Source organism: Methylomonas fluvii, from assembly GCF_014850975.1.
Classification (GTDB): domain Bacteria; phylum Pseudomonadota; class Gammaproteobacteria; order Methylococcales; family Methylomonadaceae; genus Methylomonas; species Methylomonas fluvii.
Genome location: NZ_JACXST010000001.1, coordinates 91,468 through 116,485 on the forward strand (window position 1 = coordinate 91,468; position 25,018 = coordinate 116,485).

The 25,018-nt window shown below is 52.5% G+C and carries 22 protein-coding genes; 5 read left to right on the forward strand and 17 right to left on the reverse strand.

The window, feature by feature from the left end:
• The first annotated feature begins 23 nt into the window (after positions 1–23).
• Positions 24–740 (forward strand): aldose epimerase family protein, encoded by a 717-nt coding sequence (locus tag EBB_RS00425; RefSeq protein WP_192391980.1) that lies wholly within the window; start codon positions 24–26, stop codon positions 738–740.
• Positions 741–796: 56 nt separating this feature from the next.
• Here EBB_RS00425 and EBB_RS00430 read toward each other — a convergent pair whose 3' ends face one another.
• From EBB_RS00430 to EBB_RS00465, 8 genes are all read right to left on the reverse strand, one after another.
• The gene (locus tag EBB_RS00430) at positions 797–1,402 is read right to left on the reverse strand and encodes a hypothetical protein (RefSeq protein WP_192391981.1); all 606 of its coding nucleotides are present in this window, start codon (positions 1,400–1,402) and stop codon (positions 797–799) included.
• A gap of 119 nt (positions 1,403–1,521) precedes the next feature.
• A complete protein-coding gene (gene dapD, locus EBB_RS00435) occupies positions 1,522–2,340 on the reverse strand; it encodes a 2,3,4,5-tetrahydropyridine-2,6-dicarboxylate N-succinyltransferase (protein WP_192391982.1) in 819 nt (272 codons plus the stop codon).
• Between the two features lie 99 nt (positions 2,341–2,439).
• The gene (dapC, locus tag EBB_RS00440) at positions 2,440–3,642 is read right to left on the reverse strand and encodes a succinyldiaminopimelate transaminase (protein ID WP_192391983.1); all 1,203 of its coding nucleotides are present in this window, start codon (positions 3,640–3,642) and stop codon (positions 2,440–2,442) included.
• Complete coding sequence (locus EBB_RS00445) at positions 3,642–4,427, reverse strand: M48 family metallopeptidase (RefSeq protein WP_192391984.1); 786 nt, start codon at positions 4,425–4,427, stop codon at positions 3,642–3,644. The genes dapC and EBB_RS00445 overlap by 1 nt, the downstream gene beginning before the upstream one ends.
• A gap of 177 nt (positions 4,428–4,604) precedes the next feature.
• Positions 4,605–5,096: a CinA family protein gene (locus EBB_RS00450; protein ID WP_192391985.1), complete on the reverse strand. Its 492-nt coding sequence runs from the start codon at positions 5,094–5,096 to the stop codon at positions 4,605–4,607.
• A gap of 84 nt (positions 5,097–5,180) precedes the next feature.
• Entirely contained in the window at positions 5,181–5,759 is a 579-nt protein-coding gene (locus EBB_RS00455) for a DUF502 domain-containing protein (RefSeq protein WP_192391986.1), read from the reverse strand.
• Positions 5,760–5,871: 112 nt separating this feature from the next.
• Entirely contained in the window at positions 5,872–6,963 is a 1,092-nt protein-coding gene (cydB, locus tag EBB_RS00460) for a cytochrome d ubiquinol oxidase subunit II (protein WP_192391987.1), read from the reverse strand.
• Positions 6,953–8,359, reverse strand: coding sequence for a cytochrome ubiquinol oxidase subunit I (locus EBB_RS00465; RefSeq protein ID WP_192391988.1), 1,407 nt, complete (start codon positions 8,357–8,359; stop codon positions 6,953–6,955). Before EBB_RS00465 ends, cydB begins: the two co-directional genes overlap by 11 nt.
• Positions 8,360–8,524: 165 nt before the next feature.
• Here EBB_RS00465 and EBB_RS00470 point away from each other — a divergent pair, with 165 nt between their 5' ends.
• Positions 8,525–10,666 (forward strand): diguanylate cyclase domain-containing protein, encoded by a 2,142-nt coding sequence (locus EBB_RS00470; protein WP_192391989.1) that lies wholly within the window; start codon positions 8,525–8,527, stop codon positions 10,664–10,666.
• Between the two features lie 18 nt (positions 10,667–10,684).
• On the opposite strand, the gene phoR is transcribed toward EBB_RS00470, so the two are convergent.
• The 9 genes from phoR to EBB_RS00515 form a co-directional block, all read right to left on the reverse strand.
• A complete protein-coding gene (gene phoR, locus EBB_RS00475) occupies positions 10,685–11,959 on the reverse strand; it encodes a phosphate regulon sensor histidine kinase PhoR (RefSeq protein WP_192391990.1) in 1,275 nt (424 codons plus the stop codon).
• Positions 11,960–11,965: 6 nt separating this feature from the next.
• Complete coding sequence (phoB, locus tag EBB_RS00480) at positions 11,966–12,658, reverse strand: phosphate regulon transcriptional regulator PhoB (RefSeq protein ID WP_171696657.1); 693 nt, start codon at positions 12,656–12,658, stop codon at positions 11,966–11,968.
• 92 nt (positions 12,659–12,750) lie between these two features.
• Positions 12,751–14,667 carry a cytochrome c peroxidase gene (locus EBB_RS00485; RefSeq protein WP_192393492.1) on the reverse strand — a complete coding sequence of 639 codons (1,917 nt, stop codon included), beginning with the start codon at positions 14,665–14,667 and terminating at the stop codon, positions 12,751–12,753.
• A 554-nt stretch (positions 14,668–15,221) separates the two neighbouring features.
• Positions 15,222–15,788 carry a hypothetical protein gene (locus tag EBB_RS00490; protein WP_192391991.1) on the reverse strand — a complete coding sequence of 189 codons (567 nt, stop codon included), beginning with the start codon at positions 15,786–15,788 and terminating at the stop codon, positions 15,222–15,224.
• 11 nt (positions 15,789–15,799) lie between these two features.
• On the reverse strand, positions 15,800–16,219 hold the full coding sequence (locus EBB_RS00495; protein WP_192391992.1) for a hypothetical protein: 420 nt from the start codon (positions 16,217–16,219) through the stop codon (positions 15,800–15,802).
• A gap of 467 nt (positions 16,220–16,686) precedes the next feature.
• Positions 16,687–18,000 carry a methanethiol oxidase gene (gene mtoX, locus EBB_RS00500; protein ID WP_192391993.1) on the reverse strand — a complete coding sequence of 438 codons (1,314 nt, stop codon included), beginning with the start codon at positions 17,998–18,000 and terminating at the stop codon, positions 16,687–16,689.
• Between the two features lie 135 nt (positions 18,001–18,135).
• Positions 18,136–18,408 carry a DUF4242 domain-containing protein gene (locus EBB_RS00505; protein WP_192391994.1) on the reverse strand — a complete coding sequence of 91 codons (273 nt, stop codon included), beginning with the start codon at positions 18,406–18,408 and terminating at the stop codon, positions 18,136–18,138.
• Between the two features lie 147 nt (positions 18,409–18,555).
• Positions 18,556–19,206, reverse strand: a complete 651-nt coding sequence (locus tag EBB_RS00510) for a hypothetical protein (RefSeq protein ID WP_192391995.1) — start codon at positions 19,204–19,206, stop codon at positions 18,556–18,558.
• 82 nt (positions 19,207–19,288) lie between these two features.
• Positions 19,289–19,885, reverse strand: a complete 597-nt coding sequence (locus EBB_RS00515) for a TetR/AcrR family transcriptional regulator (RefSeq protein ID WP_192391996.1) — start codon at positions 19,883–19,885, stop codon at positions 19,289–19,291.
• A gap of 299 nt (positions 19,886–20,184) precedes the next feature.
• On the opposite strand from EBB_RS00515, the gene dcd reads away from it, so the two are divergent.
• From dcd to glk, 3 genes are read left to right on the forward strand one after another with little or no spacing between them, the layout of a single operon-like run.
• Positions 20,185–20,751 (forward strand): dCTP deaminase, encoded by a 567-nt coding sequence (dcd, locus tag EBB_RS00520; RefSeq protein WP_062328840.1) that lies wholly within the window; start codon positions 20,185–20,187, stop codon positions 20,749–20,751.
• 42 nt (positions 20,752–20,793) lie between these two features.
• Positions 20,794–24,009 carry a phosphorylase b kinase regulatory subunit alpha/beta gene (locus EBB_RS00525; RefSeq protein WP_192391997.1) on the forward strand — a complete coding sequence of 1,072 codons (3,216 nt, stop codon included), beginning with the start codon at positions 20,794–20,796 and terminating at the stop codon, positions 24,007–24,009.
• Between the two features lie 8 nt (positions 24,010–24,017).
• On the forward strand, positions 24,018–25,001 hold the full coding sequence (gene glk / locus EBB_RS00530; RefSeq protein WP_192391998.1) for a glucokinase: 984 nt from the start codon (positions 24,018–24,020) through the stop codon (positions 24,999–25,001).
• Positions 25,002–25,018 lie beyond the last annotated feature (17 nt).

Consider the following 25,018-nt stretch of genomic DNA (forward strand, 5'->3'; position numbering starts at 1 on the left):
CAGCACAGGATACATTTTCCACGATGAAATTCACCGACACAGGCACCCTAGTCAATTGGCAGTTAGACGACATTCATATTATCCAACCCTTACACGATAAAGCCGGCGGCGGCTCGCGCGGCGGCGTGTATCTGTGCATACCCAATTTTGAAGAATTATCGCCGCCTTTCGCGCTTAAACACGGTGAATACCGCATAACGCCTTGCGAGACTGATCTACCGCACCAAAAAAACCTCACCGCGCCGGACGAAACCAACTGGGGCAGCGTCGAAGTAATCACCGATTGGCAAGAGCAGACGGAAGCCAACAGTAAAACCCTGACCGTCAGCACCCGCATTCGCGCGGTGTCGGAAACCGCCTTGGTTCGCCCCGGCTTTCACCCCTATTTTTCGATTTCGCCCAACAGTTTTATCGATATTGCGGACACGCATATTGAGGTCTCGGCTCTCCCGCACGATAGCTTGAGAGTACATCACGCCAACTCGCCAGCGGCACCGATCAAGCTAAGCACGGCAGATTACGTGGTCACAATGACTTGCGACATCTCGCCATTGTCGGCAGGCTTGGCATTGGCGTTTGGCATTTGGAGCGACAAAAAAGCCGAGTATGTCTGTATCGAGCCGATCATCGGCAAACAACCCGGCCCGGACGGCCTGCCGATGCCGTTGACCTTGCAACAGGATGAAGAGTTGGTGATGGTGTTTACGATTCGGGCGGAGAGATTGATATTTGCGAGTTAATTTATCACATTCGTAAGATGGGCTAAGCAACGTGTAGCCCATCGTATGATATTGGGTTAGCCATTTTCTCCAAGCACTTTGCGTAGTTCGTCCTCAAGCGCATCAAACAGCAGATTACAATCTTCGTTGAACTTTTCAAAGAAATAGAAATGCGTACTTACATTTGGCTCTTTTGCTTCTAGTACCGAACGCGTAAACCCTTCAGATGTCAAACGCATCTCACCCAAAATACGTTCCATAAGTAACGCAATATGCCTTGGTAAGAATATCTTGGTGTGACCGAAATACACTTCACACTCATCGAGTGCTACTGAAACTTCATTTCGTTTTTTAATACGGCTGTTGATATCGACGTCGCCAAAAAATTTGAGGTACGCCTCTGTATTGCACTTCAAACGTATTAACTTTACATATGTTTCTTTAATTACTTCAACACGCTGATCATGTAGGCGTGTGAAGGTTAAGTTTTGTTTAGCGATCGTGGCAGAGAGCTCCGCTTTTTTATCTTCAAGATCAGCATCTGACTGAAACTTTAGCTTGTCCTTGTGTGCCTCCAGATCTTTAGAAAGGCGATGTGCTAAAAAGTTTTTGAACAGCCATACTACAGTTGCGACTGCTGCTGTTCCTCCAAACGAACCCAGAATCATATCTATCCAATTCACCGAGCCTGACTCCGGACATAGGGCGGTAGGCTGGGTCGAATGCAATGAAACCCAGCATTGACGAACCTAAAGCTGGGTTTCACTTTCGTTCTACCCAGCCTACAGTTCCGACACTAAACTCAATCCCGCAACAACTCATTAATCCCGGTTTTGCTGCGGGTTTTTTCGTCCACCTGCTTGATAATCACCGCACAATACAGGCTGTGGCTGCCGTCTTTGGAAGGCAGGTTGCCGGAGACGACCACGGAGCCTGCGGGAATGCGACCATAAGTCACTTCGCCGGTCATGCGGTTGAAAATTTTGGTGCTTTGACCAATATAGACGCCCATCGATACCACACAGTTGTCTTCGACGATGACGCCTTCGACGATCTCGGAGCGGGCGCCGATGAAGCAGTTGTCGCCGATGATAGTCGGGTTGGCTTGCAGAGGCTCCAATACGCCGCCGATGCCGACGCCGCCGGACAAATGCACGTTTTTACCGATTTGCGCGCAGGAGCCCACGGTCACCCAGGTATCGACCATCGTGCCGCTATCGACGTAAGCGCCAATGTTGACGTAGGACGGCATCAAGATCGCGCCCGGCGCAATGTAAGAACCGTAACGAGCCACCGCATTCGGCACCACGCGCACACCGGCTTGGGCGAAATCGGCTTCGCTGTATTGACCGAATTTGGTCGGCACTTTGTCGTAGTAACGCACGTCGCCACTTTCGATGACTTTGTTTTCGTTGATACGAAACGACAGCAGCACGGCTTTTTTCAGCCATTGATTGGTCACCCAATCGCCGTCTTTTTTCTCGGCGACGCGGGCTTCGCCTTTGTCGAGCATATTCAAGACTTCGGCAACCGCGTTGCGGACTTCGGTTGAGACGGTGGACGGGCTGATTTCGGCGCGGTTTTCAAACGCGTCGTTAATGATGGTTTCCAGATTTGACATGGTATTTCTTAGGGTTAGTGATTAACGGGGATAGGATATGCCGACGCTAGGAGGCGCATCGCCTTCGCGACCGATGCGCTTCACGTTGTTCAGCACATCCTATGGGTTGTTTTCATTAAGAAAAGCTTTGATACGTTGCGCGGCCTCGACGCATTCCTCAATCGGCGCGACCAAGGCAATGCGGACATGGTTGGCGCCGGGATTAATGCCGCCGCTGTCGCGGGATAAATAACTACCGGGCAACACGGTAATGTTTTGCTGGGCAAATAATTGTTTAGCAAACTCAGCGTCATCAATCGGCGTCTTAAGCCAGATGTAAAAACTGGCTGGCGGCCGGCTGATGTCGCAGACATCCTGCAAAATCTCGATGAATGCGCTGAACTTATCACGGTACAACTGGCGGTTGTGCTGGACGTGCTCCTCGTCGTTCCAGGCGGCGATGCTGGCGTGCTGGGTCGGCACCGGCATCGGGCAGCCATGGTAGGTGCGGTATTTGAAATACTGCTGCAACACCTCGGCGTCGCCGGCCACGAAACCTGAGCGCAAGCCGGGCGCGTTGGAGCGTTTGGAGAGACTTTGGAAAATCACGCAGCGCTTAAAATCGCTATTGCCGGCCTGATAAGCGCTTTGCAACAAGCCTTGCGGCGGCTGGGCTTCGTCGTCGTACAGCTCGGTGTAACACTCGTCAGAGGCAATCACAAAGTCGTACTTATCGGCCAAAGCTAATAACTTCAGATGATCGGCTTGTGTCAACACAGTGCCGGTAGGGTTACCCGGCGAGCAAATAAACATCAGTTGGCAGCGCTGCCAAATTGTCTCCGGCACGCTATCAAAGTCCGGCAAGTAACCATCAGCCTCGACCGTATTCAGATAATACGGCTCGGCGCCGGCTAGCAAAGCCGCGCCTTCATAGATCTGATAAAACGGGTTGGGCATGATCACCACCGGCTTGTCGGCCGGATTGACCACGGCCTGCACCAGTGAAAACAAAGCCTCGCGGGTGCCGTTGACCGGCAAGACCTGGGTCTCGGCATCCACACCGCCGGCCGGAATGCCAAATCGGCGGCAGGTCCAGTCGGCAATAGTCTGGCGCAATTCCGGTAAACCTTTGGTGGTGGGATATTGGGTCAAGCCATGCAAATGCCGCAGCAAAGCTTCTTGAATAAAATGCGGCGTGGCGTGTTTCGGCTCGCCTATCGACAAGGCAATGTGCGCTTTCTCGGCCGGCGGCGTAATGCCTTGTTTCAGCGTGGCAAGTTTTTCAAACGGGTACGGATGTAACTGGGATAAATGCGGGTTCATTATTTGCTGCAACGCGGTTGTCTGCCGGCACCCCAGGCTTGTTGCTGTAGCTGGACGGCTCTGCCCATATTTTGATTCAAATTATCGATGCGACTGGCATGCGAGGGATGGGTGGACATAAATTCGATGGGCTGACCGCCTTGCGCGGCTTTGTCCATCTTCAACCAAAGGTTCACGCTTTGCCGCGGATCAAAACCGGCTTTAGCCATTAAATCCAGGCCTATGGTATCGGCTTCGGTCTCGTGAATCCGGCTGTACGGCAGGATTACGCCGTATTGCGCGCCCACCCCCAGCAAGCCCAAGGCGGTTTGACCCAACGCGGTTTGCGGCTGCGTCACCGCCTGCACCATAGACAAACCGGTGCTAACCGCGGTTTCTTGAGACAAACGCTCATTGCTGTGTCTGGATAATACGTGGCCGATTTCATGACCGATTACCGCCGCCAGTTGATCCTGATTATCCACCAGATTGATCAGACCGGTATGCACGCCGATTTTGTTGCCGGGTAAGGCAAAGGCGTTCAAGGATTCATCTTCAAACACCACTACTTCCCATTGACCACCCGTCTGCTGGGTAATCGCGTAAGCCACGCATTGGGCGAACTGGCTGTAGCGCTGATTACCGCTGATCGGGTTTTTGCTCTTCATGCTGCTGAAGGCTTGCAAACCCATCTGATCGACCTGGTTGTCCGGCATATAGATAAACTGCGAACGGCCGGTAGGGCTGGTGGCACAAGCGTTTAGCAACAAGGAAGCAGCGGTGCAAAGAAAGAGTTTTTTCAACATGGCGACAACATCCGCAAGGAAAAGAAGCGGCATTTTAACGTAACTTGTGAGCCGGAGTTAAAAGCTTTTTGGCCGATCAAGCCCTGTTCCGACTCTGGATTGAACTCAGGCTATTTGCAGAACAGCCCCTGGAAACATCTCGATCAGCCGCTTCCGAAGAAATAAAAATCGCCGGGATTAGGCGTTTTCCAGCATGTGTAAAAGTTGCTGCAAGCAAAACAGCGTTGCCTGCTGGCGTATCGACTGCCGGTCGCCGCTGAATTGTTTCTGCAGGCAAGCACCGTTAGCACCGCGCTTTTGCCAGGCGATAAATACGGTTCCGACCGGCTTTACCGGCGTACCGCCGTCCGGCCCGGCAATGCCGGTGACAGCCAAAGCCAGATCGGCCAGACTATAAGTCAAAGTGCCCGCCACCATTTCCAAAGCAGTCTCCTCGCTAACCGCCCCCACTCTCTCCAAAGTCTGCGGTTTGACACCCAGCATATCGATTTTGGCATCGTTGCTGTAGGTGACGAAACCCCGATCAAACCATCCGGAGCTGCCCGGCACATCGGTAATTGCCTTGGCAATGCCGCCACCGGTGCAGGATTCCGCCAAAGCCAGACGTAGACTCAGGGTGTTTAGTCGATTGCCGAGCGCTTCGGCGAGTAAATAGCTGGGATCGTGCATGACAGTCCGGTTAGCTGATACGGCATCAAGCCGAGAAGGGATTTTGTTGCAGCGAAAGCTCATCGCTGCAACAGACGGGAGAATTTACTTAGGTAATTTGGCGATTTCCGAGACTTTTTCGAAATCGGCGCCGACGCTGATGATAAAGCTGGTCACTTGCTCGATACTCATGTCCGATTTAATCACTTTCGACTCGTGAACAATCACCGCAAACCCTGAAGTAGGATTGGGCGATGTCGGCACAAACAACACATAACGGTCGTCGGTCTTGTTGGTTACGTAGGCAGGTACCCAAATGCCCTCTTTTGGATATTCGATATAAACCACTTCGCGCGGCTCTTGCAACTGATGCCCGGCGATCATGTTCACCAGCTTTTTGGTGACGCGGTAAATCGTGCTTAACAGCGGGATGCGCTCGATCAGGTGTTCGAACATCGCGATGATGGAAAACCGGCCCAGGCTGACCCGACTCCCCACATAGGTAATGGTCGCGAAGCTGGCGGCAAACAACAGAAACGTCACCAGATAATTATCGGAATAACCGTAAACGAATTGAAACAAATCGGTAAGTCGGTCTTTCACGAACAACACGATCTGCACAATCACCATAATCGGAATAAATGCCAGAACGCCGATCAAGGTGTGATTAAGGATTTTCTTCATGATGCGCCTACCTTTATTAGTTATAGTTGTTAGGAAACTAGGTTTTAGCAGAGTTATGCCGGTTAAGGAAGTCTCGATGCATGCATTGCCTCCGAAACACCCCTAGCCTTACTCAAGGTAACATTTTATAAAGGCCGCGCGTGGCAATCGCCATCAGCGGCAGCATTACTCCGGTCAAGCACAGCAGTGCGTTTAAGGTCATCAGACTGGCGCTGGCATCCCATATAGTTAAAGAACTATTTAAAGAGATATTGGACGGTGCCAAAAACGGAAACAAGGACGCTCCCATGGTCAAAATCACCATCACCAGCATCACGGCACTAGCCAGCAGCGCCCAATATGCCTTATCCAGACGGGACAACACCAACGCGGCTATCCCGCAGACAAAGGCCAAAGCGGGTAAGGCCCATAAGGCCGGTTCGTGCTCGTAATTGTCCAGCCACAAACCATCGCCGCGTTTCACAAATTTGGTCAAAGGGTTGGAAACCCCATTCGGCATAATATCGGTGCTGACGTGATAGCCCTCCAGATGAGTAATCCAACCGCCGGCCAAAGCAAACAACACCAAAAACGCCAGGCCGCTGGACATGGCCAGCGCCTTGCTGCGCTGATATAGCTCGTCTTGGCTATGCGTTTGCAGGTAAATCGCGCCATGCACTGCCAATAAGGCTACGCAGGTAGCGCCGACCAAGGACGCAAACGGACTGAATAGCCCGGAAAAGCTGCCCAGAAAAGCAATGTGCATATCACTGGCCAGATGAAACGGCACGCCTTTCAACAGATTGCCAGCCATCACCCCCAATAACGCCGCCGGCAGCAAGCCACTGATAAACAAGGCCTTATCCCATTGTTTCAGACTATCCTCGCGCGTCACGCTAGCTCTGAAATACCAGCCCAAAGGCCGCACGAATAGCGACAACACCATCAACAACAGCAAAGGCTGAAAACTGGCAAACGTGGCCGCATACACCGTCGGCCAGCCGGCAAACAACACACCTATAGTTGCCAATAGCCAGACCTGATTGCCGGCGCTGGTTGGCGCCAACCTGGCAACCAGCCCGGCGCGCTGCGCTTCGGAGGTATGCAAAAAGGGTAACAACAGGCTGACGCCAATCTCGATACCGCTACTCAGGACAAAACCTATCACGAACAAACCCAACACGCCCCAACAAACCAAGCGCAGCATTTCATAATCAAGCAACATAACTAGGCTCCTGGTTAATCGGCAACGCGGTGGCGCTACCCTGCCCGATAAACTTTAAAGTTAACATGACAGCCAGCGCCAGCAGGCCGGTATAGGTCAAACCGTAAGCCGCCAAGCTGACTGCCAGATCAGCGACAGCCAATGTGGAAACCCCTTGCCAGATGGGCAGCATATCGGCCACCAGCCAAGGCTGCCGGCCGAACTCCGAGATAAACCAGCCGCTGGCGCTTGCCAACCACGGCAACGGTAAGGCATAAACACTGGCCTTCAATAACCAGGCATGCCGCCAACCGACGAAATTGACCGCGTTTGCCGCTACAAACAGCAGCGCCAGCAAAGCGCCGGCGGCAATCATCAATTTATATCCCCAATACAAACGCCCGCCAGCCGGCACGCTGGCGCTGACGGCTTGTTCTATCTGCGCCGGACTGGCATCGGTCACGCTCTCTCGCCAACGCTTCAGCAATAGGCCGTAACCCAAATCAACTTTGGCGGCGGCAAACGCGGCCAACAGTTCCGGCTCCTTTTTGTCGTCACGCAATTCTTGCAACAGCGCGTAAGCTTTTATGCCATTGTCGATGCGCTGGCGATTTTGTGCCAAAGTCTCATGATTGGGCAGACCGTTAATGGCTGCCAACTTGTTATGCTGCATCGCGCCGGCGCCATAAACACTGGTGTCGCCTATCGCCGCGGTAGCGATCACACTCGCCAATCCCAAAGCGGCCGCGATGCGGTAAGAACACTGTGCCAATTCGGTTTCGCGCTGCTTCAGTAAATAGTAAGCGCTAATAGCCAACACAAAACCGGCAGCCACCACATAACTGGCTAGCAGACTATGCACAAATTTCGCCAGTGCCAGCGGATTGCACAGCACCATCGACACATCAAGCAACTCCAGGCGCAGCGTTTGGGTATTCAATTCCGCACCCACGGGATTTTGCATCCAGCCGCTGGCGATCAGAAAGCCGAAAACACTCAAGTGACAGCCAATCGCGATTAGCCAAGTTACCGCCAGATGTGTGCCTTTGCCCAGGCGCTGCCAACCCAATAAAAACCAGCCCAGACCATTGGCAGCTATAAACAAACCGGCAAACCCCAGCAATAGAGGTAGGGCAAACACATCGCCGACATAATGCGCAAAATACGACCAATGGGTGCCGAATTGACTAGCCATCACCAGAGAAGAAGCCATACTCAAGCCAAAACCGATGGCGAACAACTTGCCCCAGAACTGCGTGATACGTTGATAAACGCCCTGTCCGCTGAGCACAAACCAGGATTCCATAGCCGTCAGCAAGAGCGACAAACCCAGCGTCAATGGTACGAATAAAAAATATTGCACCGCATGCAGCGCAAACTGCGCCCGCGATAACTCAACAACCGTTTCGGAAATCATCCCCACTCCTCGGTCAATCTCAAAAATGCGGGCAATTATAGAGTTATCCGCTTGCTTGTCTGCGATTTTTCTCGACCGATTCGCATTAAAACCCGCGTGAAAAACTGGAGAATACAGACGACTGATATACACTTTTCAACTTACAAGCACACATTCCAAAACCTCATGGGCTTTACTCCGCGCCACATCGTTGGACTGAAAATAGTCGGTATAGCCCTGCTCTACGCCATGCTGGCCAAACTGGTACTGGCTTTCTTTTCCGACAACGGCAATGTCACGCTGGTTTGGTTTCCAGCTGGTCTGGGGATGGCCACGTTTCTGTTGGGCGGCAAGCGCTATTGGCCGGGCGTGTTCATCGGTGGGTTTCTTGCGGGCATGTTGGTCGGCGACTCCTGGTTAATCTCCGCCTGCATCGCCACCGGCAATATCCTGGAATCCTGGCTTGGCGCCTGGCTACTGCTCGGCAACCCAGGCTTTTCGATATCGCTACGTCATCCTCGGGATTTTGCCTGGCTGACCTTGACAGGCATCATTGCCGCCTGCTTCAGCGCGCTGATCGGCCCCATGACCTTGTTTTTAAGCAAGTATCTGCCTGCCGAAGCCCTGCTGCCCAGTATGCGACACTGGTGGATGGCCGATGTATTGGGAATCGCCTTAGTCACGCCTTTAATTCTGATCTGGCGACACTGGCCGAAAGACTGGTTCGCACCCAAACGCTTGCTGGAAACGCTGGCCTTCATAGCAACGAGTTTTTTGAGCGGCCAGGCGGTGTTTTTAAGCTGGTTTCCCACCCTGCTGAACGCTTACGGCGAAACTTATTGGGCCTTCCTGTTTGTGGTTTGGGCCGCGGTCCGATTCGGCCGTCACGGCGTGCTGCTTTTGGTAACCATGACCGCCATTCAATGCCTGTGGGGTTTACAGCATCAGTTGGGCGCCTTCGCCACCACACACCTGCAAAGCGGCCTGCTAAACATCTGGTTTTACCTGTTCATCCTGGCTAGCGTGGGCATCCCATTGGCCCTGACTTTATTCCATCAACAACAAATCAACCAGGCCTTGCAGCAAAGTGAAGCCCGCTTGAGTTTTGCATTGGAAACCATCGATACCGGCGCCTGGGATATGGATTTGCAAGATTATTCGGTGCAACGCACGGCCATACACGATCAAATCTTCGGCTACAGCCAGCTGCTGTCGCATTGGACCTATCATACTTTTCTCGGCCATGTCACACCGGAACATCGGGATATGGTCAATGCCGGTTTCCAGACTGCCTGCACCCAACACAGCAACTGGGATTTCGAATGCCGGATTCGCCGTATCGACGGTGCAATCCGCTGGATTCGCGGCTCCGGTTGCCACCAACTCGGCAATAGCCCGCGCATGACCGGTATTCTGCAAGACATCACGGCATACAAATTGGCTGAAGAAGATCGGCAATTAGGTATGTTGTTTTACCAAAATTGCAGCGAAGCGATGATGATCACCGAAGCGGATGCCACCATCGTCTCGATTAACCCGGCATTCAGCCGCATTACCGGCTACTCCGCCGAAGAAATAATCGGCAAGAACGCCCGGATTCTGGGCTCCGGCCGGCATGACGATAGTTTTTTCCAAGCCATGTGGCAAATCATCAATAGCAAAGGAAAGTGGCAGGGCGAAATCTGGAATCGACGTAAAAACGGCGAGCTCTATGTCGAGCAGCTCAACATCAACACCATTTTCGACCGCAACGGCCTACCGCTAAAGCGTATTGGCCTGTTTTTCGACATTACCCAGCGTAAGCTCGGTGAAGAACAACTGTGGAAACAGGTCAATTTAGATCCGCTCACGGGTGTCGGCAACCGCCGACTGTTTTACGACAGACTGGAGCAAGACATTAAAAAAGCGCAGCGCGGCGGCTGGTTTTTGGCATTGCTGGTGGTGGACATCGAGCACTTCAAAGACATTAACAAGCGCTTTGGGTATGCGCAAGGCGACAGCATTTTGCAGGAAGCCGCACAACGCGTGCTGGCGAATGTGCGGGAAACCGATTTGGTGGCGCGAATGGATGGTGCGGAATTTGCGATCATCCTTGCCGAGCTGGAAAAAACCGACAGCGCGGAGCGCATCGCGCAATTAATTATCGAAAAACTCGCCGAACCGTTTACGCTGGAACACGACACAGCCCAACTCAATTGCCGTATCGGTATCGCCATCTGCCCTGATCATGCCGACAATACCGAAGCGCTAAAACAAGCCGCTATGGATGCCGCCAAAAAAGCCGCTTCGCAAACTTACCGATTCGCCAATCCGCCGATCACGTTTTAACCGCGATTCAGTCACGCCTCAACACACGCGCTGCCGCGGAAACACGCAGCGGAATTTACTGCCTTTCCCCAGTTGGCTTTCAATGTCCAGCTTGGCATCATGCCTGACCAACACATGCTTGACGATGGCCAATCCCAAACCGGTGCCTGGGATTTTTTGATTGCGTTTCACTTCCGCGCGGTAGAAGCGTTCGGTAATTCGGGGAATATCCACACTGGAGATCCCGTCGCCAAAATCTTCCACTTCAAAATAAACGCTGCCGTCGGGCTTGCCCCGCCAACTCACTTTAACCGGTGAGCTAGGCTGCGAATATTTCATGGCATTGACCAACAGATTGCTGAAAGCGCTACGCAATTCCTCCATATCGCCACGCACATTCGCTCGGCTATCCAACACCAGCTCGACGCGGCGCTCATCCTTTTCCAACAAATCGCTTTCCTGGCAAACCTGCACAAGCAAATCAGGAATATTCACGCATTCGAATTTCTTGGTTTTGCTCTCCAGCCGCGCCAGTAGCAGTAAATCATCGATCAAGGCTTGCATGCGCTCGGTTTGTGCCGCCATGTTTTGGAATGAGCGGGTGTAGGGGCTGGCGCCGTCATCCAATTCTTGCAGGGTTTCCAGATAACCGCGCAATACCGTAATCGGCGTGCGCAACTCGTGCGAGACATTGGCTACAAAGTCGGTACGCATCCGTTCGATATTCTTCAAATGGGTGACATCCTGAGCCATCAGCAGACGCAATCCGGCCCCATAGGGGAAGATGCCGATTTGCAAAATCATGTTTTCGTTGATCGGCGAGGGAATACAAACCTTGTTGTGGTAATCCTGGTCCTTCAGATACTGAATAAACAAGGGGTGCCGGACCAAGTTAGGAATCCGCTGCCCGTTATCGGAACGTTTCAGGCCCAGATAGTCATAGGCCACTTTGTTGCTCCACTCGATTTCGCCGTTGCTGCCTAGTACCACAATGGCGTCAGGCAAGGCGCTGGTCGATTTGCGAAACCCATCCAGCATTTTGCCCAGCTTCTTCTTCTGGCGTTTTTGGCTTTTGCGAATTTTATAAAAGTGGTAGTAGATGTCGCCCCAGATCCCTTTAAAATCGGGACGCTCTCCGCGGCCGCCCTGGCTTAACCAACGTTCCAGGCGGCTCACGTTGATCGATTGCTTAATGTAGAGCAAAAGGGTGATTGCCCATAAGAAATAGCTGAGGTGCCCGACAAAAAAACTCAGCAGTAAAGCCGGTATCAGTAAAGCAATAGCAATATTTATTTCCCGCTGCCAACGCTGCATGAATAATCAGTTTGCCATCGAAAAGCGGTAGCCAAATCCGCGTACGGTCTGAATCAATTCCTCGCGGCCGTATTCGGCCAGAATTTTGCGCAAGCGGCGAATATGTACATCCACGGTACGCTCCTCTATGTACACGCTACGCCCCCAGACCTGATCCAGCAGATGGGTGCGGCTGTAGACCTTATCGGGATTGGTCATGAAAAACTGCATTAATCTAAACTCGGTAGGACTGACTTCTAGACTGCGGCCGGCGATAGTCAGTTTGTGTTGCTCGGCATCCAAAGTGAGGTCGCCGACGCTGAGCTGCCCGGATTCCGACAACTTGCCGCTGCGACGCATCACGGCCTTGATCCGGGCGATCAGTTCTTTCGGCGAAAAAGGCTTGGTCACATAATCGTCGGCACCGATTTCCAAACCGCGAATTTTGTCCTCTTCTTCGCCGCGCGCGGTGAGCAAAATGATAGGCAATTCCTTGTAACCCGGCTCGTTTTTCAAGCGTCTGGCCAATTCCACGCCGCTGATGCCCGGCAGCATCCAGTCCAGGATAATTAAATCCACCATATTATCGGCCAAACTCTCCCTGGCCTGCTCGGCACTGCCAACGGCGATCACAGTCAAATTGGCCTGTTCCAGCACCATGACCAGCATCTCCCTGATCGCTTCTTCGTCTTCCACGACCAGGATTTTCAAGTTCGACATAAGCATGTTTAGTCTAAAGGGTCCAAGGATCAGGCTAATTTAGCAGCGCTATATTACCGTTTTGTGACAAAAAAAGCCGGCCAATCCCCGAGCTATCGTCCCTTGCCAGGGTCCGACATCGGCCGCGCCGTCACGCCACTATCGCCAACCGGCGCGACAAAGGCATCGGAAACTAACGCGCCTACATTGCCGCCGCTCAGCGCTTCCAAAAACGCCACCAGGTCGTCGCTTTCCCGGTCAGACAAGCCCAGCGGTTTGAGTAAGGGCGACAAATTTTCATTTGCCGCACCGCCTTGATTATAAAACTTCACCACCTCGGCCAAAGTCGGTAAAGAACCGTTATGCATATAAGGCGCGCTGAGCGCGACGTTACGCAACGAAGGAGTTTTGTAAGCCCAGCGGTCAGCGGGGTTTTGACTGATTTCGTAATAGCCCAAGTCGCCGGGCTTCTCGGTATTCACACCTTTCAGATGCTCGCTATTCACAACCACAAACACGCCCGGCGCCACTTGCACCCGTTGTTTTTCCGGCGACTTTTGCATGGATTCGGCATAGCCAACCCCGGTGTTATGGCGTTTTTGATCGGTGAACAAGGCAGTTTTTTCGCCGATGCTATGACAAGTGCTGCAAGCGGCTTTACCGGTAAACAAAGCAAAACCCCGCCGGGCCGCTTCACTAATCGCCGCTTTTTGTTTACCGAAATACCAGCGGTCGAACGGCGAATCAGCAGAATTTAATGTGCGCTGATAACTAGCCAAGGCCTGACCGATGGTTTCCATCGTCGGCCCTTTGTTAAAGGATTTTTCAAACAACCCGCGATAATCGGCACTGGCTTTTAGCTTGTCCACCACATAACCAATTGACGGATTCCCCATTTCATTATGCGCCAGCAGCGGTCCCCAGGCTTGTTGCTCCAGACTGTTTTCGCGGCCATCGTGAAACAACAACTGCGCGTAGCCGACGTTATACAACGACGGACTATTACGCCGCACGCTACGCCCTTCAATACCCACCGCCGTGGTCATTTCGTTATTACTAAAGCCTTGTTCCGGGATATGGCAGATGGCACAAGAAAAAGTATTGTTCAGCGACAGCCGGCGGTCGAAAAACAACTTGCGGCCCAATTCGATTTTGGCGGGCGTCAGTGGATTGTCTTTGGAAACTGGCAACTTCGGCAAACCCAGTGGCGGCTTTAGCGCAAAGTCGATCAACTTTGCCGGCTGGCCCTGGCGCTGTGCCAGTGCCAGGGAGCGGGTTTGGTAATCGACTTGCTGATAATTTTGCTTATTGTCACCGGGCTGGAACAACACATCCGCCGGCACAGTGGAGGGCGCGACTTGCGGCTTGGCATCGGCCAGCAAGGTCTTTACATCATTGATCAGCGTGTCGGCATGCAGAAAATCCACGCTATAGATATTGCGGACGTTCTTGTCTTTATCGATCAAATACACCCGCAACAAATGCGAAAACGTGCCGGTGAACTGGCCTTTATCGTCGTAGACTTTTTGTACGTTTTGCTGATAACCGTCGAGAATGGGCTGCAAGCTGGCCTCGTCTTTGGTGGTCAGAAATTGCCAATCGAAATCGCCGGTTTTAAAACCCTCGCCGTAATGGCGCATCATTTCCGGGGTGTCTTGCGTGGGGTTAAAGCTCAGCGTCAACAACCTGAGTTTGTCCGCCAATTCCGGCTGTTTTTGCAATTGCCTACTGATTTTGTGCAACACCTGGGTCGCCAACGGGCAGCCGTTGACGTCACTGCAGGCGGCGTAAATAAAGCTGAGCAATACCAGTTTGTCGCCCATTAAGTCGTGGAGGTGTTTGGGTTGGTTGTTGGTAGTTATTACTTCGCCGTTGGCGGCTTTGGTGATGATGGGTAGGGCGTAGGTGCCGGGTTTTGCGGGTTCAAATGGCAATGCGGTGTAGCCGGGGGCTAAGGGTTTGGTTTCTTGAGCTTGGCTTATAGGCGTTATCAGGTTAAGGAGAAAGCACAGTAACGCTATCATTCCCATGCTCCAGCGTGGGAATGCCGCTGCAGACGCTCCAGCGTCCGCTTTCAGACAAAGTAGACTGAGGCGATAAGGAAGTTTCATGATTGTTGTTTATTTGGGATAGGTGTCGCTGACGCGACGGCTTATTTTAATGTCGGTTCGCGGACCGACAACCGCGATACTTTCGCTACGAAAACCATCCCTGGTTTTCGCCCTGCGGGCCAGCCTATCGGCTGTTCAAATTCGCTCCAGGCGAATTTGTGCTTGGCCAAAAGAAAGTATCCAAAGAAAAAGCCCCCCCCGGACGCCGCTTATTCCCTGCGCGCCGAAGCTTTTGAACGGGGTTGCCGAAAGGGGCTTCCTGCCCCTTCGTCAACGTGCGGCATCCATGCCGCACCCCTACGGGCTGATCCGTTCAAAAGCTCCGGTGCTCAGCGCGGCATACGGGAGAAAAACCATCCCGAAATTTGAAGGACACTTTGTTTTTACGTAAATAAAGTAGCCTCGATGCAGTGAAACGGAATCGAGGGGAAGATAGCTTCGATTATCCTCGATTCTACTTCGCTCCATCGAGGTTACTTGCTATAGCCTTGACGAATAAGTACCTCCGATGCAGCACGAATTCTCAACCAACTTGCAAAGCCACCGATATGGTCATACTCGAATGGCAGCCCATGAAGAGAACTAAGATCAATTTCAATTACTGTGCCGCTAACTTTAATCGAGATCATTCGTGCATATTGCGCCCCTCGCACCTCCCACAGAGGTAGCGCTGGATTGTGCGCAAACGCACATCTGACCATATAAACCAGCGTACGCAATTCATCATTCGGTTGCCGAGAATTCGGATTGTTTTTGAATCCAGCCACTTCGAATGCGGCGTCCAGTACCATCGCAGACGCGCCGAAAGCCATACCGACTAGGGCTTGCGCAGGAGTAATAACTGCTTCGATGTCTGAAAATGATCCCGAAGGAAAGCCGACGTTTTCTCGCTCGAATAAAATGGATACATCGGCATCAAAATCCTTCAGTTCCAGATGACCAGACTCGCAGTAACACATGAGGCGAATCGCAAATTCTAGGTAACGAAACGCATTGTTAACATCCACGAGCGCTTCAGTGGCAGTATTTAGTAACGACATCAGAATACAAACTAACTTTGACAGTAGGATGTCAGAATAGAACGCGTCATTGCCTCGCGATAGTGCTTATCCCGTATTGAAGGGTTTCTACGTACGAATTCAACATATGTATCGGCCATATCTTTGACAGATACGCGCTGTATGCAAGTAGCGAGCTCTATGACCTTATTTACTCTAGGAGCCATATCTTTCATTTTGACATCTTTCACCAAGGCTGAAATCTGTGGATCATACTTGTATGTATCCGTTGCCCCCTTCCCGACACCTTCGATGAATCCATCCATATAAACCTTCACAATCAGCAAACAGGACGTACGCTCAGCTTCTGAGCTGGCGGTACAAAGTTTCTCTAGATCTTCGGCCTTGACTGATTGGGCAAACAAGCTTGCAGAGAAGAATATGCAGATAAATGTGAGAACTAAGTGTTTCATGGCATTCCATTAAAGTTAGGTAGAGTGGGTACAGTTATGTAGGGTACGCACCGCGTACCTTTTTAGGCTTTGAACAAGCAATGAATTCAAGATGGTACGCGATGCGTACCCTACTTCTACCGCCACCTTTAAAATCAAATTTCGCAGTCACCTTCCAATCTCTGGGTGAGGTTTTCGTCCCGTATGCCGCGCCGAGCACCGAAGCTTTTATCGAGATCAGCCCGAAGGGGTGCGGCAGGGATGCCGCACGTCGGCGGAGGGGCTGGGAAGCCCCTTCTGCCGACCCTCGATAAAAGCTTCGGAGCGCAGGATCAAAGCGGCATCCGGGCCGCCTTTTCTTTGGATACTTTCTTTTGGCCAAGCAAAAGAAAGTATCTCGGCTGTCGGGCCGAGACCCGACTTTAAATCAAGCCGTCGCGACAGCGACACAAATACGACAACCCCGGAAGTTACCCCGAACACGAAAGTTATTTAGGCGAACCCCCATACAAAGAATAAGCCCCAAACCGCATTTGATGCGCCCTACCCAACTTCTCTTTTGTAAAATCAATCGAGAACTGCTCGGTCAACTTGCTGCCATCCCAGCTATAGGCTTTGAAGAATTGCTCGTTATCCGCCCCCTTCTTGTCCCAATTGGCCAGCAGCGACGAGGTGTAATACAAGCGCTTGCCGTCCCAGCTTGAGGACACCATATTCACTTGCGCGCCGATTTTTTGCTCGAACACTTGCTTCGGGTGGAACGGATCGCTGATGTCGAAGCGGCGGGTCATGCCATCCATGAAGGTATTCACCCACAAGGTTTTATCGTCGCTGGAGATGGAGATGTCCACCGGCAACGGGATTTTGGCCGGTTCGCCGATGTCGGCAACATCTTTAGCTTGCCATTCGCCTTTGTCGTCTTGATGTATCAGCCAGATTTTCGAAGTCAACGCGGTGCTGGTGAAGCAGTAGTTGTGGTCTTCCGCCCAGGCGCAACGGATTTCCAGAGGCGCGCCGGGTACGTCGAAGACTTTTTTCGGTTGACGGCTGTGTAAATCCCATTGCACCACGGTGTTGCCGAAGCGTTTCATCGCTTCCGGGTCGGCCAGCATTTTTCCGAAGTCCATCATGTAATTCGACCAGCCGGTAAACGACGAAGTCAGCATCAGGTTTTTGCGCGGCAATACTCGTACGTCGTAGTTATAGCCGTCGGCATATTTGCCGGATTTGATCGCGCCTTCCAGGTTGCTGTCGGTCGGCAGCCAGTAGGTGGCGATGTAATCGCCGGCGTTGCTGTATTCCACAATCGCGGTGCGGCCGCCGTGGTCTTTGTTGTTGGACAAACCGGTGATGATCATTCGCCCAGGCAAGGCGTACAAGCTGTGCGGGCCCACCACGCCGCCGCTTTTGGCGACGAAATCAGTGATAGTTTTGCTCAACTTAGGCTTGGCGGGATCGGTGGCCACGTCGAAGATGAAAATCTTGTTGGTATCCAAGCCGCCGGCCCACAGAAATTTACGGTCGTCGGTAAAGTCGGAATGGTGGGCTTCGTTACGGCCACCCACCGACAAACTGCCGATCACCTTGCCGTATTGTTTGGATTTGGGATTGACGTCGACGGTGACCAGCTTGTCCTGCTCATCGCCGACGCCTTCCGCGCCCAAGGTCCAGATGTACACAAAATCTTCCTGGCCAGTAATTTTCGCCATATATGGCGAAGCGCAGGTTTCATCGGCACTGGCCGACAAGCTAGCGGTGCCGAGCAATAGCGCGGTGGTGAAGGTGCTTAGTTTGAATGTCATGAGTTCTCTCCCCTGGTTGTTGTTATTGTTCCCACGCTCCAGCGCGGGAATGCATGTTGAACCGCTCTAGCGGTTCGGGACGCAGGAGCGTCCCTGGCTCGGTTCCAACGCCGGAGCGTGGGAACCATGAAATGCTTAATCGCCCGTAGTCGGATCGATGATGCTGGTAATTTGTTCGATCCGATTGGCAGGAAACCCGCCTTGTGCGGCATGCTCGCGAATCGCTTGTTCGCTGTCGGCGATGTAGACGCAATAGATTTTGTCGCCGGTAACATAGCTGTGCAACCATTGAATCTGCGGCCCCATATTGCGCAGCACGCCGCAGGATTTTTGCGAAATGCCTTGCAGCTCGGCTGGCGTCAGTTTGCCAGCACCGGGAATGTCTCGTTCGATAAGATATTTGGGCATGATGACCTCCTAATAAATGACCGGTCGTCTAATTTGCCGGCGTTAAAAAATGCTGCCTACTTGGGCAGCGGTTATTTCGATTCGTAGACTGGGTAGAGCGAAAGCGAAACCCAGCTAGGCGCTTGCCAATTCTGGGTTTCCTTGCATTCAGTCCCGCCTGCTCACTTCTTCAAGTAAAAACGGATATTCATGTTCAAAGAGCAATTTAACAAAATCGAATAATTCATGATCCTCTTGACCGGAAGTATGCCGCGATATGCATAGATAATAGTTTTGATGCCTATACTTTGCGAAAATGATCCATTCTCCGGTGAGCCCCGCCAATCCCTTCCTATCTGTTCTTTCCTTATATGCGCCAATTACCATCTCGTGAGCAAGACGCCCCGGCCAACCAAGATTCGACGGAGATCTCTCTTCCTCAAATGTAACTCGCTCAAACAACGAGTTGAATTTTGGACTATTTTCGAAACCCAGCCCCCAATGATTGTAAATATTTTTCACAATGAAGCTTGCATGATGAAAATGGGCCTTCCAAAGACCCTTTAGAGGTAAATATTTAAAAGACTCGATACGCTGTTGACAACCACGACCGACACCTTCAAGTTCTTGTATTACTTCAGTAATTGCAAACGAGTTATAAATCCTATGCTTTTGAATTGCGGCTAACTGAATCAGCAAAAACTGACTTACACGAGATAAATCGACATTGCATAAGCCTGGGTGATTATTCTTAAAATGTTCAACTTCATCCTTAGAAAGATCAAAACCTTCGTATACATCTTCAGAAGAATTATTCATTTGGTTTTAACCAAGATTCCGAGTGAAATATTGGCTTATTTCAAATTCAAAAAACATCGACAATGAAAGATCACGTTTTATTTCAAGCCCGAAAATAATCATCCAACAAATCCCGGCAAACCGCCTGTAACGGCTCCACCGATTGCTCGACTTTCATCCGCAGCAACGCACCCTGCCAGCCGTTCAGCATCAAATCCGCCATGCTTTTCGCGGAGCGATCCAACCGCACCGAGCCTTGCCTTTGACCGCGCTCCAACGCCACTTGCTGCAAGGCACTGTAGCGACCGACGGCATCCAACAAAGCATCGCGGCATAAGGGACTGGTATCGCCAATCTCGCCCATCAAATTGCCCAACAAGCAACCGCCTTTGAAACCACTTATCGCCACTTCACCGATCAAGCCGGTGTAGTAGGCTTTCAAAGCCGCCAAACCATCCAGTTCCGGGTCTTGCAAATGGCCAGACAAGCGCAGGATAAACGGCTCGATGTAATGGTGTATCGCCTCGGCGGCGAATTGCTCTTTGCTGCCGAAATAACTGTAAAACGAGCCTTTCGGGATTTGCACCGTATCCAAGATCTCTTTCAAGCCAGTGGCGTGATAGCCTTTTTCCAGTAGCAAGCTGACGCCCTGCTCCAGGAGTTTGTCTTTTTTGATCTGTTTGGGTGCCAATTTCGCCATGGAGTGCATTATGCGACCGGTCGCCTTATTTTGTAAATAAGTTTTTTCTAATTTAGAAAAATAATCACCTGCTCCTTATAGAGCAGGACGCGCGTCCGCGCTCCACATCAATTTAAGCGTGTCTCGTAACCACTTGTTCGGCAACCTGACCTAGCTCATACTGCTTCTTACAGCATAACCCAGCACAGCAACCGCCAAACCTCAACAAATTAGCGCCTTTCGGCAAGGCAATTAGCGATTTTTCCCGCCTAATATGCTATTTTGAAGCCTCTGTTATTTTTCCCTACCCAATCAGCAACATGAGCATAAAATCAGACAAATGGATACGCCGCATGTCCGAGCAACACGGCATGATCGAGCCGTTTCAGGCCGGGCAAGTCCGTGAATCCGCGCAAGGCCGCATCATTTCCTACGGCACCTCCAGTTACGGCTACGACGTGCGCTGCTCCAACGAGTTTAAAATCTTCACCAACATCAATTCCACCATCGTCGATCCGAAAGATTTTGACGAAGGAAGTTTCGTGGACGTGAAATCCGACGTCTGCATTATTCCGCCCAATTCGTTTGCCCTGGCGCGCACCGTGGAATTTTTCCGGATTCCGCGCGATGTGCTCGTCATCTGTTTGGGCAAATCGACCTATGCCCGCTGCGGCATTATCGTCAACGTCACCCCGCTGGAGCCGGAATGGGAAGGCCATGTGACTTTAGAGTTTTCCAACACCACCCCGTTACCGGCAAAAATCTACGCCAACGAAGGCGTCGCCCAGATGCTGTTTTTCGGCGGCGACGAAGTCTGCGAAACCTCTTATCGAGATCGCGGCGGTAAATATCAAGGCCAAACCGGAGTAACCTTGCCCAAGGCTTGAGTGCCCAATTCTTTAAACGCCACATCACAATCCACTAAATACATGATGCCGACCAGTCAAACCGAGACGCTCGACCAGTATTATCAGCAAGTTCACGACATTATCCTGAAACGCCAGGATTGGATCAGCGGCCTGCTGCCGGCCAGTACCGCCGTCACCACCCACGGCAATTACACCGACGCCTGGGTAAGGGACAATGTCTACAGCATTTTGGCGGCCTGGGGCCTGGGGCTGGCGTACCGCAAAGTAGAGGGGCAGCAGGAGCGCACCTATCTATTGGAACAAAGTGTCGTCAAATTGATGCGCGGCCTGCTGACGGCGATGATGCGGCAAGCGGCAAAAGTGGAAAAATTCAAGCACAGCCAGGACCCGCTGGACGCGCTGCACGCCAAATACAAAACCAGCAGCGGCGAAGTGGTGGTGGGCGACAGCGAATGGGGCCATTTACAGCTCGACGCCACGTCCTTGTTCTTGTTGATGCTGGCGCAAATGACCGCCTCCGGTTTGCGGATTGTGTTCAGCATCGACGAAGTCAATTTCGTGCAAAACCTGGTGCATTACGTCAGCCGGGCTTACCGTACGCCGGACTATGGCATCTGGGAGCGGGGCAATAAGATGAATCACGGTCTGGCGGAATTGAACGCCAGCTCGATAGGCATGGCCAAGGCTGCGCTGGAAGCGATGTCCGGCTGTAATTTGTTCGGTAAGGACGGCGGCCAGACCGCGATCATCCATGTGATCAGCGACGACATCGCCCGCACCCGGATTACTCTGGAAGCCCTGCTGCCGCGCGAATCCATCTCCAAGGAAGTCGATTCGGCAGTACTCAGCGTCACCGGTTTTCCGGCCTTCGCGGTGGACAATAAAGCGCTGCGCGAGCGTACCGAGGCTTTAATCGTCGATAAACTGCAAGGGCGCTACGGCTGCAAACGCTTCCTGCTGGACGGCCACCAAACTGTTATCGAAGACCATCAGCGCCTGCATTACGAACCCAATGAGTTGAAGCAATTCATGGACATCGAGTGCGAATGGCCACTGTTTTTCTGCTACTTATTACTGAATAAACTGTTTGCCGGCGATAGCGAAGGGGTTGGCGATTATCGCCGCCGCCTGGAAGACTTGCTGGTCGAACAAAACGGCCAATGGTTGCTGCCCGAACTTTACATCGTGCCGGAAAGTGCCATCGCCGCCGAAAAACGCCACCCGCATAGTCAGACGCGCATCGCCAACGAAAACGTACCGCTGGTCTGGGCGCAGAGCCTTTATATATTGGGTGGCTTGCTGCAAGACGGCTTGATCAGCATGGACGACATCGACCCGCTGGGGCGCTACAAGGCTACTCGCCTGTATCCCGACTCTACGCTGCAGATTGCCTTGTTAGCCGAAGACGAACAGGTGCAAAGCGAATTGCGCGAGCGCGGCATTCCCTCGCAAACCTTGACCGAGATTGCGCCGATTCAAGTCCGCGACGCCAGCGAATTGGCCGACGCCTACACCCAAGTCGGCCGCAACGACCGCATTGGCCTCAGCGGTAGGCCGCTGCGGCAATTGCGCACTCTGGCCACCTCCAAGCTCTATGTATTGGCCGGCGAGCCTTTATTGTTTTTGCCGCAATTTATGAACCAAAAAGGGTTCTATATTGCGATGGACAACCAGTTGCTGATTCAGCGACTGCGTACTGAAATGGCGTACATCATCCGTCACTGGGACAACCCCGCTCAACCGCTGTTGGTGATCAACATCAAGCACAACATGCTCGGCAATGAAGACCGGCAAGTGTTGCTGGGGTTTATTGAACAACTCAGCCAAGGCAATGTGCAAGGCACGCCGGTTAAGCTGGGGCTATTGACCGATTTTGTGCAAACGGCCAGCCACGAAAAAATCGGTAACCTGCACGGTTTTTGTTTTTCCCAAGCCAGTTGGGAAGACGTCGAGCGCCCTTTTGCCAATTCACTGGCTTATGCCGACCAAGCCCCGCAAGCCTTGGACAGTTTCGTGTTAACCGAGTGGGAAATCGGTGACGACAGCCAATTAGTCGAGCAACTGCGCAACAACCCCAACCTCTACGCCCAGTTAGAAGCCCTCACCTTGCTCTGCCAACGCCACGGACTGGATTACGACACCGGCTTACGCAACGATGATAACCAGCCAGGACGCGTGCGCGACTTATTGGAAGAAGTCTATGCCCGCGCCGGCGACCGCCACGCCTGGTATGTGGTACGGCGTTGCGCCAGCTTGCTGGGCAAATATGACATTAACCTGGAGCAAGCCGCCACCGAGATTCTGGTGCGCCAGCATGGCCTGACCGTGGGCCGTGCTTACAGCGGCAAAGCCACCTTGCGCCGTCCGACCGATTCCTGGCAAATCCTGGATACCATCCGCACCTTTAACCCTAACGACAGCAGCCAGCAGATCATCGTGCAGGAATTGATTATCTACCTGGGGATGCTGATCAAGTTAAAGCCGGAACTGTTCGCCGACATGCACACTATTCGCGTCGGCCACATCCTGCAATTGATTATCGCCCGACAAAAGCGTCTGAGCAGCAGTTCGTTGGATCAGGCGTTTAGCGATATTTTGTCCCTGCCACCGCATCAAGTCGCGGACTTATTGCAAGAGACTTTAGAAGATTACAACAACAGCGAAAACCAGTTGGGTCAAGTCGAAACCCTGCACTGCGAAGGCCCACAGCGTGACCTTGCAGCCGCGCGTTTTCCGGAATCGATGAATCCAAAAGACCGCGGCGACGCCGACGATTGGTATGCCTGGCGCGAACAGCAAGGCAGCGTCGGCCGTGAGAACGAAGCCTTCTTCGCCGGCGTCTGGGACTTGCTGCACCATTGCAAGGGCTTGATGGTCGGTGAAAAATACAATAGTAAACGCCGGATCGACAGCGAGATCATGCTGGCGCAAATGACCGCTGGCGAACAAAGCTTCAGGCTGCATATCAACCATATTCTGAATAAAATTCAAGCGCCGGTGTATCGGCAATTGAGCGTGGAAGCCTTGCGCGCTCTAGCATCCATCGTCCGCGATTATCCCGATTTATACATTGATGACACTTTGGTTACGGATATTTTGATCGGCCACGCGGTCAGAATAAGTTGGCTGCAACAGCATCCGCACTACCGCGATCATTACGAAGAATGCGTATCGCTGGCTTGGCAAGCGTTTTACCAACTGCCGCCGCATGCGCTGGCCAACGCGATACTCGATGCTTTGATCCACTTGCTCAACAACGCCACCCCAACCTCATGAGGACGCATATGATTCTAGCCGGCGACATTGGCGGAACCAAAACGGTTCTGGCCTTACTCGACAGACAAGCCGACGGCACGCTGAGCTGTTTGCAGGAACAAACCTTTGCCAGCGGGGAATTTCAAACGTTTGAGGAAATTCTGGATCTGTTCCTGAGCGACAATCCGCCGGTGTCGTCAGCTTGTTTCGGCATCGCCGGCCCGGTGGTCAATCAACGCTGCCAGACAACGAATTTGCCCTGGCTGGTGGACGGCGAACAACTCAAACTCCGCTTGGGCACCGAACGCGTGAAATTGTTGAACGATCTGGAAGCCATGGCAATTGGCATGCTGCACCTGCGAGACCAAGACTTCATCGAGCTAAATCCCGACGCCGAGCCGCAAACCGGCAATATTGCCGTAATCGCCGCTGGCACCGGCTTGGGCGAAGCCATATTGCATTGGGACGGCGAACAGTATAATCCGATTGCCACCGAGGGCGGTCATTGCGATTTTGCCCCGCAAAACCCGCAACAAGACCAACTTTTGATTTATCTGCGCGACCGTTATCCTGCGCATGTCAGCTGCGAACGGGTGCTGTCCGGTATCGGCTTCAGCAATATCTACGATTTTCTGGCGCACATCCGCTTCGCTCCTCCCTGCCCCGCGGTTCCCCCGGCCGGCGAAACCCGCGGCGTTGATCGCAACGCGCTGATTTCCCGCCTGGGTGTGGACGGCGAAGATCCCTTGTGCCGCGAAACCGTGCGCTTGTTCGCGGAACTTTACGGCGCGGAAGCCGGCAATTTGGCTTTAAAAGCCTTTGCCACCGGCGGCGTCTTCATCGGCGGCGGTATTGGCCCGAAAATCAGATCGGTTTTGGAATCTGGGGAATTTATCCAGGCTTTTGTCGCCAAAGGCCGGTTTCAACCCATGCTCACCAAACTATCGGTTAAGTTGGCTTTGAACCCACGCACGCCCTTACTGGGGGCGATGCATTACTTTGCCGGTCAATAAGCATTGGGTATTGATCG

Excerpts from the sequence above, each read along its gene's own strand:
- EBB_RS00425 (WP_192391980.1), top strand. The coding sequence starts at position 24 with ATGAAATTCACCGACACAGGCACCCTAGTCAATTGGCAGTTAGACGAC.
- dapD (WP_192391982.1), bottom strand. The coding sequence starts at position 2,340 with ATGTCAAATCTGGAAACCATCATTAACGACGCGTTTGAAAACCGCGCC.
- dapC (WP_192391983.1), bottom strand. The coding sequence starts at position 3,642 with ATGAACCCGCATTTATCCCAGTTACATCCGTACCCGTTTGAAAAACTT.
- EBB_RS00445 (WP_192391984.1), bottom strand. The coding sequence starts at position 4,427 with ATGTTGAAAAAACTCTTTCTTTGCACCGCTGCTTCCTTGTTGCTAAAC.
- EBB_RS00450 (WP_192391985.1), bottom strand. The coding sequence starts at position 5,096 with ATGCACGATCCCAGCTATTTACTCGCCGAAGCGCTCGGCAATCGACTA.
- EBB_RS00455 (WP_192391986.1), bottom strand. The coding sequence starts at position 5,759 with ATGAAGAAAATCCTTAATCACACCTTGATCGGCGTTCTGGCATTTATT.
- cydB (WP_192391987.1), bottom strand. The coding sequence starts at position 6,963 with ATGTTGCTTGATTATGAAATGCTGCGCTTGGTTTGTTGGGGCGTGTTG.
- EBB_RS00465 (WP_192391988.1), bottom strand. The coding sequence starts at position 8,359 with ATGATTTCCGAAACGGTTGTTGAGTTATCGCGGGCGCAGTTTGCGCTG.
- EBB_RS00470 (WP_192391989.1), top strand. The coding sequence starts at position 8,525 with ATGGGCTTTACTCCGCGCCACATCGTTGGACTGAAAATAGTCGGTATA.
- phoR (WP_192391990.1), bottom strand. The coding sequence starts at position 11,959 with ATGCAGCGTTGGCAGCGGGAAATAAATATTGCTATTGCTTTACTGATA.
- phoB (WP_171696657.1), bottom strand. The coding sequence starts at position 12,658 with ATGTCGAACTTGAAAATCCTGGTCGTGGAAGACGAAGAAGCGATCAGG.
- EBB_RS00485 (WP_192393492.1), bottom strand. The coding sequence starts at position 14,667 with ATGGGAATGATAGCGTTACTGTGCTTTCTCCTTAACCTGATAACGCCT.
- EBB_RS00490 (WP_192391991.1), bottom strand. The coding sequence starts at position 15,788 with ATGTCGTTACTAAATACTGCCACTGAAGCGCTCGTGGATGTTAACAAT.
- EBB_RS00495 (WP_192391992.1), bottom strand. The coding sequence starts at position 16,219 with ATGAAACACTTAGTTCTCACATTTATCTGCATATTCTTCTCTGCAAGC.
- mtoX (WP_192391993.1), bottom strand. The coding sequence starts at position 18,000 with ATGACATTCAAACTAAGCACCTTCACCACCGCGCTATTGCTCGGCACC.
- EBB_RS00505 (WP_192391994.1), bottom strand. The coding sequence starts at position 18,408 with ATGCCCAAATATCTTATCGAACGAGACATTCCCGGTGCTGGCAAACTG.
- EBB_RS00510 (WP_192391995.1), bottom strand. The coding sequence starts at position 19,206 with ATGAATAATTCTTCTGAAGATGTATACGAAGGTTTTGATCTTTCTAAG.
- EBB_RS00515 (WP_192391996.1), bottom strand. The coding sequence starts at position 19,885 with ATGGCGAAATTGGCACCCAAACAGATCAAAAAAGACAAACTCCTGGAG.
- dcd (WP_062328840.1), top strand. The coding sequence starts at position 20,185 with ATGAGCATAAAATCAGACAAATGGATACGCCGCATGTCCGAGCAACAC.
- EBB_RS00525 (WP_192391997.1), top strand. The coding sequence starts at position 20,794 with ATGATGCCGACCAGTCAAACCGAGACGCTCGACCAGTATTATCAGCAA.
- glk (WP_192391998.1), top strand. The coding sequence starts at position 24,018 with ATGATTCTAGCCGGCGACATTGGCGGAACCAAAACGGTTCTGGCCTTA.